The sequence below is a fragment of the Xanthomonas sp. NCPPB 4467 genome (assembly GCF_041475665.2).
Classification (GTDB): Bacteria; Pseudomonadota; Gammaproteobacteria; order Xanthomonadales; family Xanthomonadaceae; genus Xanthomonas; species Xanthomonas dyei.
Map to the genome: position 1 here is coordinate 973,184 of NZ_CM191260.1, position 14,908 is coordinate 988,091.

Here is a 14,908-nt window from a genome sequence, read left to right on the forward strand (position 1 = left end):
GAGATCCACATGCAGTCCACCCAATCTCGTGCACTCGCCGGCTCGCCTGTCTCGCGCAGTGGCGTGCGCGGTTTTACCCTGGTCGAGTTGATGGTGGTGATCGTCATCATCGGCCTGTTGGCCACCGTGGTGATGATCAACGTGATGCCCAGCCAGGACCGCGCCATGGTCGAAAAGGCACGCGCGGATGTCGCGGTGCTGGAGCAGGCGCTGGAAACCTACCGCCTGGACAATCTGACCTATCCGACCACCGAGCAGGGCTTGCAGGCCTTGCTCAACCCGCCGAGCGGCCTGACCCGGCCCGAGCGCTATCGGCAGGGCGGTTACATCCGCCGGTTGCCGGAAGACCCGTGGGGCCACGCGTATCAGTACCGTCGCCCGGGCCGAAACGGCGGCTTCGACGTCTACTCGTTCGGTGCCGACGGCGCCGAAGGTGGCGATGCCGACAATGCCGACATCGGCAACTGGCGCTGAGGTGCCGCTGTGCTGACTGCGTCACCCAGCGAGCAACGCGCGTCGTTACGCAGTGGGCGTGCACGCATGCGCGGTTTCACCCTGCTCGAGCTGTTGGCTGTGCTGGTGATCACTGCGCTTGCCAGCACCCTGGTGGTGATGACCTTGCCGGACACGCGTCAGGATCTGCACGATCAGGCGGACATGCTGGCCAGCGCGCTGGCCAATGCCCGCGACGAAGCGATCCTGAGCCTGCGCATGGTGGAAGTCACCATCGATGCGGGCGGTTATGCGTTCCGTCGCCAGGCGCAACAGCGCTGGGTGGCACTGGACGACACGCCGTTCGCCGCCACGCGCTGGCCGGCCGGCGTGCAGGCGCAGTTTCCGGCTGGCGGCACCCAGCTGAGCGTTCGCTTCGACCCGACCGGTGCGGCCACGCCGCAACGCATCGCGCTGGCCGATGGGCAGCAACAGGTACAGGTGACGGTGGATGCCGCCGGTGTGGTGCAGGTCGATGCGCCGCATCGATAATCACCGCGCCTGTGCCGGATTTTCGCTACTTGAGTTGATGGTTGCCTTGGCCATCTTCGGCATGGCGGTGGTCGGCTTGTTGAATCTGTCGGGCGAGAGCACGCGCACCGCGGTGGTGCTGGAAGAACGCATGTTGGCCGCGTTGGTTGCAGAGAATCAGGCGATCGAGGCGATGCTGGCGCCGGCCAACGCCGCAGTGGCGCCTGCGCAAGGCCAGGACACACTGGGTGGCCGTGGTTGGGACTGGCAGCGCCAGGTGGTGCCGGCAAGCGCTGGCATGGTGCGTATCGAGGTGCGCGTGCGCGCCGCAGGACAAGTGCAGCAGATCGCCACCCTGAGTACGTTACGGAGTGTGCAATGAGCCGCACGCGCCGCATGCAGGGCTTCACCTTGATCGAACTGCTGGTGGCGCTGGCGGTCTTCGCGCTGGTGGCCAGCGCCGCAATGGTGGTGATGCGGCAAAGCATCGATCAGCGCGATGCGGTGCGCGCGCGCCTGCAGCAGGTGCGCGATCTTCAACTGGCCCATGGCCTGCTGCGCAGCGATCTGCAACAGGCTGCGGTACGCCGCACCCGCAACAGCGATGGCAGCGCCGCGCGTACTGCGTTCGTTGCGCGTGCGCCCGGAACGCAAGGGCCGTTGTTCGGCTTTGTTCGGCGCGGCTGGAGCAATCCGGATCAGGCGCCGCGTGCGTCGCTGCAATATGTCGAGTACCGCATCGTCGATGGCCGCCTGGAGCGCAGTGCGCGGCCGATGCTGGATGGTGCGGTGGCCGGGGCGCCGCAGGTGCTGCTGCGTGGGGTGCGTTCGGCCGAGGTGGCGTTTCACTACCGCGCGCAGTGGAGCGATGGTTGGAGCGGCGGGCTGGAAGCACTGCCGGATGCGCTGTCGCTGGAACTGGATCTGGAACACTGGGGCCGCGTGCGTCAGCTGTTCCTGCTGCCGGAGGGACGCGCATGAAAACGCTGCAGGCGCCTGCGCAACAACGCGGTGTCGCGTTACTGACGGTGTTGTTGCTGGTGGCGGTGATGACGCTGCTGATGGTGGCGGTCTTGAACGACCTGCGCTTTGGCCTGCGCCGCAGCGGTAATGCAGAGGCGATGACGCAGGCGCAGTGGTATGCGCTGGGCAGCGAAACCGTCGCGCGGCAACGCTTGCAGGCGTTGGCCAAGCGCGACCCGTTGCGCACCACGCTGGAGGGCGGCTGGAACGATCAGCCGGTCACCTTCCCGTTGGACGATGGGATGGTGAGCGTGCGGCTGCGCGATCGCGGCGGCTGCTTCAACCTCAATAGCGTGGTGATGGGCGCACCCGAGCAATGGCAACGTAGCGACGATGGCGCCAACCAGTATCTGGCCTTGCTGGACGCGTTGGGCATCGCGCCGCAACAGTCGCAGGCCCTGACCGATGCGCTGGTGGACTGGATCGATAGCGATGCACAGCCGGGCGCGCAAGGTGCCGAAGATGACCGCTATCTGCAAGCAGCGGTACCGCTGCGCACCGGGGCGACCTTGCTGGCTGGCGTCAGCGAGCTGCACGCCATCGCCGGTTACACGCCGTCGCTCGTCGCGCAGCTGAAGCCCTATGTGTGCGCATTGCCCGAAGGGCGGTTGTCGCCGATCAACATCAACACGCTGCGCGCCGACGATGCAGCGGTGCTGGTGGCCTTGACCGAGGGCGCCGTGGAGTTGCCGGCGGCACGCCGCATCATCGCCGCACGGCCGGTCGGCGGTTGGCGGGACCCGGCGGCGTTCTGGAAGCAACCTGCACTGATGCAGGCGCAGTTGCCCGACGCGGTGTTTCAGCAGATCGCATTACGCACGTCCTATTTTTCCCTCTACAGCCAGGTCGACCATGCCGGTGCGCAGGTTCTGCTGGAGGCATTGCTGCAACAGGACCCTGCCGGCCGTGTGCGGCTGGTGGCACGCCAATGGAGCCCCGACGAATGAGTAGCACCCTGGTGTTGTTGCCGGCCGATGCCACAACGCAGCCCATCGCCGTGCGCGTAGATGCACACGGCCATGTGCTGGCGCAGGACGCGTCGAATGAGCGCCCGGCGCAAACAACGCAGACGGTGCTGGTGGTGCCAGGCATGGACGTGCATCTGCGCTGGATGACCTTGCCTGGGCGCAGCGTCGCGCAGTCGCTGGCTGCGGCGCGGCTGCAGCTGGCCGAGCATCTGGCGGGCGATGCCCAGGCGCTGCATGTGGTGATCGCCGACCATGCAGAGAGCGATGGCATGCGCCTGGTTGCCGCAGTGGATGCGTCGGTGATGCGGCAGTGGCTCGACCGTGCAGCAGCCCTGGGCATGGTGCCCGATGCAGTGGTGCCCGACTGTCTGCTGCTGCCCGACGCGGCGGCGGATCAACCGCCGACGCTGCTGCACTGGGATGGCCGCTGGGTGGTGCGTGGTACACGCATCGCCTGCAGCCTGGAGCCGCAGCTTGCGCAGGTGCTGATCGCAGCGCTCCCGGTCGCACCGGCACTGCCGCCGGATCCGGATCCAACGCCCGCCATCGCGCAGTTTGCCCGGCATGCCGCCAGCGTGCCGATCAATCTGCGCCAGCAAGGCTTCGCCGCGCCAACGCGCCAGCGTGCGCAGCTGAGCGCACGCACGCTTGCGTGGTTGCTTGCGCTGCTGGTGCTGTCGCCGGTGTTTCTGCTGGTGGCGCAGAGCCTGCGTTACGAGATCGGCGCGCAGCTTCTGCAGCGGCGCAGCGCACAGCTGCTGGACAAGGTGGTGATGACGCCCAGCGCAGACACAACCCGGAAAACTGCCGCCTCGCAGAACGCATTCGCCCCGCACCTGGCCGCACTGTTCGCGGCAGTCGAAGCGGTACCTGGTGCAGAACTGGACGCGCTCGCTTACCAGCAGCAAGGTCCGCTGCGTGTCACCTTGCTGCACAACGACGCCGCGCAACTGCAACACGTCACTGCCCCGCTCAGTCGCGCCGGTTGGCAGGTGCGCGCAGGCGCAGGCCAGCCCCGCGATGACAGACTCGCCACTTCATTGGAACTGGAGCCGCTGCAATGAGTACGCTGCAACGCATGCCGGTGTGGTGGCAGACCCGCGCACCACGCGAGCGCCTCATGCTGTCGGTGATAGTGGCTGCCATCGCTGCATTCATCGGCTGGTACGCGCTGCTGGTGCCGCTGCGGCACTGGCGCAGCAGCGCGCAGGCACGCTATGACCATGCTGCGCAGGCGCTGCTCATGGCACGCGCATCGCAGCCCGGCGCTACCGTGGCCGCCATTCCGCTGGCGCGCATCGCGCAAAGCGCGCGCGATGCGACGATCACCATCACCCGCCAACAGCGCAGTTCGACGGGAACACTTGCATTGCAGATCGACACCGTCACCAGCCCCGTCTTGTTCGCCTGGCTGGAACAGCTGCGCCAGCGCCACGGCCTGACGCCTTCGACGCTTGGCATCAGCCGCCGCGACGGGCAACTGCAGGTGCGCTGCACGTTCGCAGGCATCGCGCCATGAGGACAGTGCGTTGGTTGTTGCTGGGCAGCGTATTGCTGGTCATCGGCGTCATCGCCACCTTGCCGCTGCGCCTGGTGTTGCCGATCGACACGCTGCCGTTTGCCGCGCTGGAAGCACAGGGCTCGATCTGGAATGGCACCCTGCGTGGCGTGACCTGGACCAGCATGGACGTGGGCGATGTCGGTGTGCGTGTGCGCCCGCTGCCCTTGTTGCGCGGGCAACGCCAGGTGCAGCTGCGTTCGGCCACCGCGCAGCTGGTGGCGTTGCAGGGTGCGCAGCAGGGTGTGCAGCAGGCCAACGGTCGCCTGTTGCTGCGCAAGCCGGGTGGGGTGACCTTGCTGGACCTGTCGATCGACCTGCGCGAGGTGCATGCGGTGTTCGACGCCACACGCTGCACGCAGGCCGGCGGCGATGTGGCCGTGCAGGTGCTGCCCAACGCCGGTGGCGAAGCCGCCGGGCTGCTGCCGTTGCGTCTGCGCGGTAGCCCGCGATGCATGGACGATGCCGTGGTGCTGGCACTGACGCCCGATGGTGGCCTGCCCGAAGGCGTCGACCTCAGCGCCGAGCTGCGCCTGCAGCGCGATGGTCGCTGGCAGTGGCGCACCCAGGTCGAGCCCGGCAACGACACCGCGCTGCAGCTGGGCCTGCAACTGCTCGGCTTCGTGCAGACGCCGGAGCGTTGGCTGGTGCGTGTCGATCAGGGGCAGCTGTAGCGCAGACGCCTGGTAGCGGGGCGGATTGTTTCAGGTGCGCGTGGCGCAGCGCTTTTACCTGGCAGCTGGCTGCCTGTCTGAGACCTCGGCGCGGGCGAAATTGGTCTGATCTACCCGGCCACACCTCGGCCGGTCGCCACCACGTCTTGCCAGGGCCGCTGCCGATAGGACGGCCCGTCCGATGCGGACCAGTCCTCGCCGTGCTGGCATGCATCGGCCAATCCGCAGATACACCCGCAGGCCACCCCAATGCCCGCCAGACCAGTCCACGTGTGGAGGCACAGCACAGGGCTGGTGCGTCGCCGTCGATTGGTACTATATTGGACCTATCGAATTCGGGCAGATGGGACTAACCAATGGCCAAGGCCAAGGCGGACGCCGACAAGCGACTGGACGACCTGCACCTGGACGCGTCCGCGCCAACCCCGCTGTATCTGCAGCTGGCCGGCAAGCTCACCGATGCCATCCGTGGCGGTCAGTGGAAGGCCGGCGAAGCGCTGCCGGCCGAGCGCCAGCTGTGCGAGCGCCTGCAGATCTCGCGGGTCACCCTGCGGCAGGCAGTCGATGTACTGGTCGAACAGGGCCTGGTCTCGCGTCGCCAGGGGGCCGGCACCTTCGTCACCACCCAGATCCAGCACCAACTCAGTGGTCTGACCAGTTTCAGCGAGACGCTGCGGATCAAGGGCTACGAGCCCGGCACGCGTTGGCTGGAGCGGCGTCTGCGCCCGGCGCATGGCGAAGAAATCCTGCGGCTGGGCCTGTCGCCGGATGCGGCTGTGGCCTCGCTGACGCGCCTGCGCAGCGCCGACGACCGCGTCATGGCTTACGAACACGCGGTGCTGCCGCAACGCATCGTCGCCGACCCGCAGCAGGTGGGCGATTCGCTCTACAGCTATCTGGATGCGCAGGGCACGCCGGTGGTGCGCGCATTGCAGTATTTCCGCGCGATCAATCTGCCGGCGCGTCTGGCCGAACATCTGCGCATGAAAACCGGCGAGGCGATCCTGCACGTGGTGCGCGTGGGCTACACCCGCGACGGCAGCGCAATCGAATTGACCGATACCTATTGCCATAACGACTTCTACGACTTCGTCGCCGAACTGCGCCGCTGACGCCAACGGCATTCCTTACGACAACCTCAGAGCCAGCCGATCCATGACTACCGCCAGGCCCGCAAATCCCGTTGTCTCGATCGCCATCGTCGGCGTGCTGTTTTTCATCATCGGTTTTTTTACCTGGATCAACGGGCCGCTGATCACCTTCGTGCGGCTGGCGTTCGACCTCAACGAGGTCAACGCGTTTCTGGTACTGATGGTGTTCTACCTGTCGTACTTTTTTCTGGCGCTGCCGTCGTCGTGGATTCTCAAGCGCACCGGCATGAAGAAAGGCCTGGCCTTGAGCCTGGTGGTGATGGCGGTGGGCGCGGCCGGGTTCGGCCAGTTCGCCACCCAGCGCTGGTATCCGGGCGCACTGGGCGGGCTGTTCGTGATCGGTAGCGGCCTGGCCTTGCTGCAGACCGCGATCAACCCGTACATCAGCATCCTGGGGCCGATCGAAAGCGCCGCACGCCGCATCGCGCTGATGGGCATCTGCAACAAGATCGCCGGCATCCTGGCGCCGATCCTGATCGGCTCGCTGGTGCTGCACGGGATCGGCGACCTGTCCGCTCAGGTGGCCAGCGCCGATGCCGCGACCAAGCAAACCTTGCTCACTGCGTTCGCCGCCAAGATCCACGCACCGTATCTGGTGATGTCCGGCGTGCTGTTGTTGCTGGCCATCGGCGTGCTGTTCTCGCCGTTGCCGGAACTCAAGGCCTCCGAAGCCAACGCAACGCCCGGCGCTGCCGGCGTGCAGAAATTCAGCATCTTCCAGTTCCCGCATCTGTGGCTGGGCGTGCTGTGCCTGTTCGTCTACGTGGGCGTGGAAGTGATGGCCGGCGATGCCATCGGCACCTACGGGCATGGCTTCAACCTGCCGCTGGACAGCACCAAGCTGTTCACCTCCTACACGCTGGGCGCGATGCTGCTGGGCTACATCGCCGGCCTGGTGCTGATCCCGACCGTCATTTCGCAGGCGCGTTACCTGAGCGTCTCGGCAGTGCTGGGCGTGCTGTTCTCGCTGGGCGCGTTGCTCACCCATGGCTACGTGTCGGTGGCCTTTGTGGCTGCACTCGGCTTCGCCAACGCCATGATGTGGCCGGCGATCTTTCCGCTGGCCATTCGCGGGCTAGGCCGCTTTACCGAGATCGGCTCGGCGCTGCTGGTGATGGGCATTGCCGGCGGCGCGATCATTCCGCAGCTGTTCGCCATTCTCAAACAGCACTACGACTTCCAGGGCGTGTTCGCTGCGCTGATGGTGCCGTGCTATCTGTACATCCTGTTCTATTCGCTGCGCGGTCATCGCGTGGGCCTTCCGGCCCAGGCCAAGTGAGCGACGCGGCATGATGCGTTCCGACGAACAAGGCACTTCCATGCGCAGGCCCACCATCAAAGACGTCGCCGAGCGCGCCAAGGTCTCATTGAAGACCGTGTCGCGGGTGATCAACAACGAGCCCTCGGTGATGCAGGCAACGCGTGCGCGCGTGCTGCGCGCCATCGCCGATCTCGATTACGAACCCGATCCGTCCGCACGCAATCTGCGTAGCGGCACGCCGTTCGTGATCGGCCTGGTCTACGACAATCCCAACCCGTATCACATCATCGGCATCCAGAACGGCGTGCTGGCCGCCTGCCGCGAAACCGGCTTTGGCCTGCAGATCCATCCCTGCGATTCCACTTCGCCGTTGCTGGCCGAAGAACTGGCCGAGTGGGTGCAGCGCTCGCGTCTGGCCGGGGTGGTGTTGACCGCGCCGATGTCCGAACGCCCCGAGCTGCTCGCCGGCCTGGCCGCGCGCGGCATCAAGAGCGTGCGCATCATCGCGTCCACCGAAGATCCCGGCGACGGCCCGTGCGTGTATATCGACGACCGCGATGCCGCATATGAAATCACCGAGCATCTGATCCAGCTCGGTCATCAGCGCATCGGCTTCTTGTGGGGCGGCCCGCAGCATCGCTCCAGCGGCGAGCGCTACGCCGGCTACGAAGCGGCGTTGAAGGACTACGGCATCCCGCTGGACAAGCACTTGGTGATTCCCGGCGATTACACCTTCGACGATGGCTTCCGTGGTGCGCGCCGGTTGCTGTCGCTGCGCGAGCCGCCCACTGCCATCTTCGGCAGCAACGACGAAATCGCCGCCGGCGTGCTGGCCGCAGCCAAGTCCACCGGCATGAATGTGCCGTATCAATTGTCGATCGCCGGCTTCGAAGACAGCCCGTTCTCGCGGCAGTCCTGGCCGGCGTTGACCACCGCAAAGCAGGCCACCGAAGACATCGCGCGGCACGCGGCACGCTTGTTGATCAGCCAGCTGCGCAGCGATGCCTACGACGACCAGCCGGCGCAATTGCAGAACCGCGGCTTCGTGCCACAGCTGGTGGTGCGCGGTTCCACCGCGCCGGCGCAGACGCCGGCCGCCAAATCCCTTCCCCCCGAATCCGCCTGAGCACTGATGACTCTCCCCCAGGAAACCGACACCTTGATGTTCCGCGAGGCGGCGCAAACCGCCGACGTGGTCGCCGCACAGTTCGCGCGTAACGCCGACACCATCGCTGCGCTTGCGCAGTCGTTGCGCGACAACCCGCCGCCGTTCGTGGTGACCTGCGCGCGCGGCAGCTCCGATCACGCCGCGACGTATGCCAAGTATCTGTTCGAGACGCAGCTGGGCATCGTCACCGCCTCCGCATCGCCATCGGTGGGCTCGGTGTACGCCGCGCCGTTGCAACTGCGTGGCGCGCTGTACATCGTGATTTCGCAATCGGGCAAAAGCCCAGATCTGCTGCGCAATGCCGAAGCGGCCAAGGCCGCCGGTGCCCGTGTGGTGGCTCTGGTCAATGTGGAAGATTCGCCGCTGGCGCAGCTGGCCGATGTGGTGATTCCGCTCGGTGCCGGCCCGGAAAAAAGCGTCGCCGCCACCAAGAGCTATCTCGCCTCGCTCGCTGCGGTGCTGCACCTTGGCGCCGTGTGGAAGAACGACCCGGCTTTGCTCGCCGCAGTGGATGCGTTGCCGCAACAACTGCGCAGCGCCTGGCAGGCGGACTGGTCCGCACTGACCACCGGTTTGACGCCTGCACACAACCTGTTCGTGCTCGGTCGCGGCCTGGGCCTGGGCGCGGCACAGGAAGCGGCATTGAAGTTCAAGGAAACCTGCGGCCTGCATGCCGAAGCCTATAGCTCGGCCGAGGTCAAACACGGGCCGATGGCCTTGGTCGGCCCGGGCTTTCCGGTGCTGGTCTTCGCGCAGCCCGACGAAACCGGTGCTGGCACGCGTGCACTGGCAGAAGAATTCCGTGCGCGTGGCGCGCAGGTGTGGCTGGCTGCGCCCGATGGCGATCTGCCGCTTGCCGATGCCGCACACCCGGCGTGCGCGCCGCTGCTGACCGTGCAGAGCTTCTATCGCGCCATCAATGCGCTGGCGCTGCAGCGTGGCCACAATCCCGATTTACCGCCGCATTTGAACAAGGTGACGGAAACCGTTTGAACATGGATGCTTCCCGCACTCAGGCATTGTGCAACGCACGCGTACTCACCGATGACGGCCTGCAGGAGGGCCTGGTCGTGCTGCTGGACGGTGCGCAGATCCAGGCAATCGTGCCGGCCGACGACGTGCGCGTTACGCAGGCGCGCACGCGCGTGGAGTTGAACGGCGCCACCTTGTTGCCGGGCTTCATCGACATCCAGGTCAATGGCGGCGGCGGGGTGTTGTTCAACAACGCGCGCGACCCCCAGGCACTGGCCACGATTGCCGCAGCGCATCGCCGCTTCGGCACCACCGGCATGCTGCCGACGCTGATCAGCGATACCGCGCAGGTGATGGCCGAAGCGATCGAGGCCACCCGTGCGGCCATCGCCCAAGGCGTGCCCGGCGTGCTCGGCATCCATCTGGAAGGCCCGTACCTGAGCCCCGCGCGCAAGGGCACCCACGATGCGCACAAATTTCGTCTGCCGGACGCGCACGAAATCGCCGTCGACACCTCGCTGGACAATGGCGTCACCCTGATCACGCTCGCGCCCGAGCGCGTGCCGCTGGATGACATCCGCGCGTTCGTGGCCGGGGGTGCGATCGTATTCGCCGGGCACACCGCGGCCACCTACGAGCAGGCGCGCGATGGCATTGCCGCCGGCGTGAGCGGTTTTACGCACGTCTACAACGCGATGTCGCAACTGGCCGGTCGCGAGCCCAACGCTGTCGGCGCCGCACTGGAAGACCCGCAGGTGTGGTGCGGCGTCATCGTCGATGGCGTGCACGTGCACCCGGCCAGCCTGCGTGTGGCGCTGGCAGCCAAACCGCGCGGCAAGCTGCTGCTGGTCACCGACGCCATGCCGATGGTCGGCGCCGACAGCCCCAGCTTCGATCTGTACGGCGAAACCATCACCGCCGTCGACGGCGTGGTGCGCAATGCCGACGGCGCACTTGCCGGCTCCGCCCTGGACATGGCCACCGCCGTGCGCAACAGCGTGCAATGGCTGGGCGTGGATCTGGCCGAAGCCGCACGCATGGCCTCGACCTACCCCGCGCAATGCATCGGTCTGGGCGACCGCCTGGGACGCATCGCACCCGGCTACCAGGCCGATCTGGTGCTGGTGGATACGAACGTGCAAGTGCTGGGCACCTGGGTTGGCGGGCAGCGCGATTGAGGGCGCCGCGAGCAACGGATCGGCGCGTCGATCACGCGGCGTTGTGGCAAAGAAAGCGGCGGCGCTCGCGGTCGCGCGAGCGCAGCTGAAGTTTTCAGTCTAAGAGCGGCTAACAGAACGTAGCGAGCAGCGGTCAGCTGGGTGTGGACGACGCGCTCAGAACCGGAGTGGATGCGTGGTACATGCCGCACCGAGCACCGTCCACGCCCGCCTGGCGGTGAGCCTGGTGGGTTTGTCAGCTGCTCTAAAGGTGAGTGTCTGTGCGCTGCGGTTCGACGCGCAGTGCCGTTCGCAGGGTCGCAACGGACAGCGCGTGGAGGGTGTTGCAGCCGGACGGAGTGCTGGGCACGCAGACACTCCAGTGACGCCAGTGACGCCGCAGCGCGGCGGCGCCGCATACGGCGATACACACAGGCGCTATGAAGCGCGCAGAGGCAACGGCGCTGCTGATCCCAATCTACATGCGATGCATTGATTGAGACGTCATATGCAAGGTCAAACTGCGCATCGCGTTACACCATGCGGAGCTCGCGTGCGTTCGGCAGCGTCGCACTGACGCAGCAATCCACCGGCAGTTGAATCGCGCGCAAGCCTTGCGTGTTGGATGCAAGGCCCGTCGCACCGCATCGCGCTTTGCATGACGGCCGTACGCTTACACCACTCCGCAGAGACATCACACTCTGCATCGCAACATTTTGCTGCGCAGCCTTGCAGTATCTGAGTGCAAGGCGCAGTGGTCTGCATGCGCGTCAGCAAGAGTGAGATTGCGGTCACGCCGTCATTCCATTATCTGCGTCAGTCGTAATGCATTCCGCATAAAAGCAGACACAGTTCGCAGCAAGTTGACAGTGCAACTTGCGGAAGGCACCTTCGTTGATAACGTTGTCAGCGAACAGGAGCCTGTTTCACTCGATCACATCACTGCAGCCAGCCATGCATCGGCCTGGCCTTTCGATCCGTGCGCTGTATCGAGCCGCGCGGATCGCTGCTCGCGATCCGGCACAGGGGACGGACCGCAGCATGGCGCGCGCAGCGCGCTTTAGTGCAACCCATCGGTTGCGACCTGACGTATCTGCCACGAGGTCAATGTAATGCAGTTTCCCCGTCTGTTCCCGTTGTCTGTTTCCGCAACAAGCCAACCCACCGCGCAATCAATCGACGTGCGCCGTCGTCTCTGCGCAGCGTCGCAGGCCACTTCTAAATCGCGCTTTACCAAGGCTGTGGAAGCCAATCCAGCGCAGTCGCGTAGCGCTTCCTTGAATACTGCTGCAGCCAGGCATTGGCCGCGACGCGCGCGATTGAGTGCAGCGGTGCGCGGCTTGCTGATTGGTGGCGCCGCAATGAGCGGCGTACTGGCGCTTCCCGCGTCTGCGCAGCAACAATCCGAACCTGCGCCCGCACAACAACAGCCGGTCGCTGCGCCGTCGCAGGAGCAGGCTCCAGCCAACCCGTCGGTCTCGACGCTGGACGAAGTCAAGGTGGTGGGCTATCAGGCCAGCCTGGGCAAGGCGCTTAACGTCAAGCGCAATGCCGATGCCATCGTCGATGCGATCAGCGCCGAAGACATCGGCAAGTTCCCGGATACCAACGTCGCCGAATCGCTGTCGCGGTTGTCCGGCATCACCGTCGACCGCCAGTTCGGCGAAGGCGAAAAGGTCAGCATCCTTGGTACCGACCCGGCACTCAATCGCGTGTTGCTTAATGGCCAGACCATTGCATCGACAAGCTGGGGCGGCGATCCCAACGACCCGGACAGCCGCTCGTTCAACTACAGCACGCTCGCGCCAGAAGTCGTGGGGCTGATGGAGGTCTACAAGACGCCGGAAGCGCGCATCGACGAAGGGTCCATTGGCGGCACGGTGATCGTGCATACGCGCAAACCGCTGGATCTGGAGCGCAATACGCTGACCGGCACGGTGAGCTACGGTTACAACGACCGGTCCGAGGAAGGCAAGCCCAACGCATCGGCGCTGTACAGCTGGAAGAACCAGGACGAAACCCTGGGTGTGCTCACCTCGGTGATGCATTCCCAGCGCGTGCTGCGCCGCGATGGTGTGGAAATCTTCGGTTACGACAACGTGGCCGGCGCGGCGTTTCCGCCTGCAGTGGTTGGCAACAACACCGGCGTGTTCCCCACCTCGATCAACACTGCGTTGTTTCAGCAGACGCGCAAACGCGATGGCATCAGTGCAGCGCTGCAGTGGAAACCCGACGCCGACTTCGAGCTCAACCTGACCGGCCTGTACGTCAAGGAAAGTTTCGACAACTACAACCAGAGCCGTTACGGCTATTGGGGTTCCAACCCTGGCGATGCGCAGGCATTGGGCTTCGAAAACGGCGTGGCCACCTCGGGCACCTTCGGCGATCAGTCCACCACGTTCCTGGACGGTTATCTGCGCAACAGCGACGTCACCACCGGCAGCATCCACTTGCGTGCCGACTGGCATGGCGATGGCTGGAATGCGTCGAGCCAGGTTGGCTACACCAGCTCGCAAGGCGGTGCCGAGCGCATCTACGGCATCCAGTTCCGCAATCTTGCCGGCTACAGCTACAACATCGACGGTCGCCGCACCGCGATGGACTACAGCACCGACCCCACCAATGCGGCGGCGATGCAGCTCAATAACGCCTCGGCCAGCCATAGCCCGCAGTACGACAAGGAGCGTTACCTGCAGCTGGACTTCGACCATGCGGTGGAGTGGGGCCCGTTTACGCAGATCATGACCGGCATCAAGCTCACCAATCATGCTACCGGGCAATCGTCTTACAGCCGCACCTGGAATCCGAACGACGGCAGCACACTGGCGGATTTCTCGCCGGGCACCACGCCGTCCGGCTATCTGGGCGGGTTATCGACCAGCGCCGACATGCAGCGCTGGTCCACCATCAATCGTGGTGCCATCGGTCAGTACATCGGTGGCCTGGAGGGCGATGACGGTTTGCCGATCAGCTACGCCGGCAACTACAGCATCGAAGAACAGAATCGCGCCTGGTTTCTGCAAGGCAATTTCTCCGGCGAGCGCTATCGCGGCAACATCGGCGTGCGCTACGTGCACACGCGCGATTCCACCGATGGTTTCAGCTATGCGCCGGGCGGCAGCTACACGCCGGTGAACTTTCTCAGCAGTTATGGCAAGTGGTTGCCGGCCTTCAATATCGCCTACGACCTACGCGATGATCTGATGCTGCGCTTTGCCGCCTCCAAGGTCATCGCGCGGCCGCGCTACACCAACATGACGCCGTACGTTGCCACCGACGACACCACGTTGACCGCGTCCACCGGCAACCCCGGGTTGAGTCCTTACGAGTCGACCAATCTCGGTGCGTCGGTGGAGTGGTATTTCTCCGACAGCAGCTTGCTCAGCGGCGAGTTCTTCTCGCGCGATATCTCCAACTACATCCTGACCACCGTGCAGGACCGCGTGTTCTTCAACAACGCTACCGGCGGGTCGAGCACGTATCAGACCTCGGTACCGACCAACGCCGGCGACGCCAAGGTGCAGGGCGTGGCGCTCAATCTGCAGCACAATTTCGGCAACGGGTTCGGCGTGGTCGCCAACTACACGTATTCCGACTCCAACACCGACGGCGACTACAGCCTGCCGTACAACTCGCGCAACGCCTACAACATCAGCCCGTACTACGAGCAGGGCAAGTGGAGTGCGCGCGTCAATCTTGGCTGGCGCTCGGAGTACTTCACCCAGATCGGTCGCCTCAACGGTCAGCAGATGACCGATGCGTTTACCCAGGTGGATGCCTCGTTCGGCTACCAGGCCACCGAGCGGCTGCGCGTGGCGCTGGAAGCCACCAACCTGCTGGACGAAACCTACTTCAGCTACATCGGTAACAAGAACCAGCCGTACTACATCTACAAGAACGGCCGTTCCTTCATGCTGAGCCTGAATTTCAAGATGTGACGGATGCCGAGCGGCTGCGCGATGCAGCCGCTCGCTGATGGGAGGGTTTTGGTCGACGACGGCCAAGGCTGGGCA

The 14,908-nt window shown here is 65.2% G+C and carries 14 protein-coding genes and 1 other RNA gene; 14 read left to right on the top strand and 1 reads right to left on the bottom strand.

Features of this window, described 5'->3' with window-relative positions; all coding sequences use genetic code 11:
• Window positions 1-9: 9 nt before the first annotated feature.
• The 13 genes from gspG (at window position 10) to nagA (ending at window position 10,916) form a co-directional block, all read left to right on the top strand.
• Window positions 10-474 (top strand): type II secretion system major pseudopilin GspG, encoded by a 465-nt coding sequence (gene gspG / locus ACCQ06_RS04165; RefSeq protein WP_316690272.1) that lies wholly within the window; start codon window positions 10-12, stop codon window positions 472-474.
• A 66-nt stretch (window positions 475-540) separates the two neighbouring features.
• The gene (locus tag ACCQ06_RS04170) at window positions 541-984 is read left to right on the top strand and encodes a GspH/FimT family pseudopilin (RefSeq protein ID WP_316690273.1); all 444 of its coding nucleotides are present in this window, start codon (window positions 541-543) and stop codon (window positions 982-984) included.
• Complete coding sequence (gspI, locus tag ACCQ06_RS04175; RefSeq protein WP_316690274.1) at window positions 968-1,345, top strand: type II secretion system minor pseudopilin GspI; 378 nt, start codon at window positions 968-970, stop codon at window positions 1,343-1,345. The genes ACCQ06_RS04170 and gspI overlap by 17 nt, the downstream gene beginning before the upstream one ends.
• Window positions 1,342-1,944, top strand: coding sequence for a type II secretion system minor pseudopilin GspJ (gene gspJ / locus ACCQ06_RS04180; protein WP_316690275.1), 603 nt, complete (start codon window positions 1,342-1,344; stop codon window positions 1,942-1,944). Before gspI ends, gspJ begins: the two co-directional genes overlap by 4 nt.
• Entirely contained in the window at window positions 1,941-2,933 is a 993-nt protein-coding gene (gene gspK / locus ACCQ06_RS04185) for a type II secretion system minor pseudopilin GspK (protein WP_316690276.1), read from the top strand. The genes gspJ and gspK overlap by 4 nt, the downstream gene beginning before the upstream one ends.
• The gene (gene gspL, locus ACCQ06_RS04190) at window positions 2,930-4,018 is read left to right on the top strand and encodes a type II secretion system protein GspL (protein WP_228324095.1); all 1,089 of its coding nucleotides are present in this window, start codon (window positions 2,930-2,932) and stop codon (window positions 4,016-4,018) included. Before gspK ends, gspL begins: the two co-directional genes overlap by 4 nt.
• Window positions 4,015-4,473 carry a type II secretion system protein M gene (locus ACCQ06_RS04195; protein WP_316690277.1) on the top strand — a complete coding sequence of 153 codons (459 nt, stop codon included), beginning with the start codon at window positions 4,015-4,017 and terminating at the stop codon, window positions 4,471-4,473. The genes gspL and ACCQ06_RS04195 overlap by 4 nt, the downstream gene beginning before the upstream one ends.
• Window positions 4,470-5,186, top strand: a complete 717-nt coding sequence (gene gspN, locus ACCQ06_RS04200) for a type II secretion system protein N (protein ID WP_228324097.1) — start codon at window positions 4,470-4,472, stop codon at window positions 5,184-5,186. Before ACCQ06_RS04195 ends, gspN begins: the two co-directional genes overlap by 4 nt.
• Window positions 5,187-5,575: 389 nt before the next feature.
• A complete protein-coding gene (locus ACCQ06_RS04205) occupies window positions 5,576-6,298 on the top strand; it encodes a GntR family transcriptional regulator (protein WP_181113212.1) in 723 nt (240 codons plus the stop codon).
• 43 nt (window positions 6,299-6,341) lie between these two features.
• Window positions 6,342-7,616, top strand: coding sequence for a sugar MFS transporter (locus ACCQ06_RS04210; RefSeq protein ID WP_316690278.1), 1,275 nt, complete (start codon window positions 6,342-6,344; stop codon window positions 7,614-7,616).
• Window positions 7,617-7,656: 40 nt separating this feature from the next.
• Entirely contained in the window at window positions 7,657-8,724 is a 1,068-nt protein-coding gene (locus ACCQ06_RS04215) for a LacI family DNA-binding transcriptional regulator (protein WP_055851407.1), read from the top strand.
• 6 nt (window positions 8,725-8,730) lie between these two features.
• Entirely contained in the window at window positions 8,731-9,759 is a 1,029-nt protein-coding gene (locus ACCQ06_RS04220) for an SIS domain-containing protein (RefSeq protein WP_055850722.1), read from the top strand.
• 2 nt (window positions 9,760-9,761) lie between these two features.
• Window positions 9,762-10,916 (top strand): N-acetylglucosamine-6-phosphate deacetylase, encoded by a 1,155-nt coding sequence (gene nagA / locus ACCQ06_RS04225; protein ID WP_316690279.1) that lies wholly within the window; start codon window positions 9,762-9,764, stop codon window positions 10,914-10,916.
• A 107-nt stretch (window positions 10,917-11,023) separates the two neighbouring features.
• Here the strand turns inward: nagA and ACCQ06_RS04230 are convergent.
• Window positions 11,024-11,100: non-coding RNA, sX9 sRNA (locus ACCQ06_RS04230), on the bottom strand.
• Window positions 11,101-12,256: 1,156 nt separating this feature from the next.
• Between ACCQ06_RS04230 and ACCQ06_RS04235 the strand changes: the two genes are divergently transcribed.
• Entirely contained in the window at window positions 12,257-14,833 is a 2,577-nt protein-coding gene (locus ACCQ06_RS04235; protein WP_316690280.1) for a TonB-dependent receptor, read from the top strand.
• Window positions 14,834-14,908: the final 75 nt, after the last annotated feature.

Coding starts and splice junctions, on each gene's coding strand:
- gspI (WP_316690274.1), top strand. CDS start 968: ATGCGCCGCATCGATAATCACCGCGCCTGTGCCGGATTTTCGCTACTT.
- gspN (WP_228324097.1), top strand. CDS start 4,470: ATGAGGACAGTGCGTTGGTTGTTGCTGGGCAGCGTATTGCTGGTCATC.
- ACCQ06_RS04195 (WP_316690277.1), top strand. CDS start 4,015: ATGAGTACGCTGCAACGCATGCCGGTGTGGTGGCAGACCCGCGCACCA.
- nagA (WP_316690279.1), top strand. CDS start 9,762: ATGGATGCTTCCCGCACTCAGGCATTGTGCAACGCACGCGTACTCACC.
- gspJ (WP_316690275.1), top strand. CDS start 1,342: ATGAGCCGCACGCGCCGCATGCAGGGCTTCACCTTGATCGAACTGCTG.
- ACCQ06_RS04235 (WP_316690280.1), top strand. CDS start 12,257: ATGAGCGGCGTACTGGCGCTTCCCGCGTCTGCGCAGCAACAATCCGAA.
- gspL (WP_228324095.1), top strand. CDS start 2,930: ATGAGTAGCACCCTGGTGTTGTTGCCGGCCGATGCCACAACGCAGCCC.
- ACCQ06_RS04220 (WP_055850722.1), top strand. CDS start 8,731: ATGACTCTCCCCCAGGAAACCGACACCTTGATGTTCCGCGAGGCGGCG.
- ACCQ06_RS04210 (WP_316690278.1), top strand. CDS start 6,342: ATGACTACCGCCAGGCCCGCAAATCCCGTTGTCTCGATCGCCATCGTC.
- gspK (WP_316690276.1), top strand. CDS start 1,941: ATGAAAACGCTGCAGGCGCCTGCGCAACAACGCGGTGTCGCGTTACTG.
- ACCQ06_RS04170 (WP_316690273.1), top strand. CDS start 541: ATGCGCGGTTTCACCCTGCTCGAGCTGTTGGCTGTGCTGGTGATCACT.
- ACCQ06_RS04215 (WP_055851407.1), top strand. CDS start 7,657: ATGCGCAGGCCCACCATCAAAGACGTCGCCGAGCGCGCCAAGGTCTCA.
- gspG (WP_316690272.1), top strand. CDS start 10: ATGCAGTCCACCCAATCTCGTGCACTCGCCGGCTCGCCTGTCTCGCGC.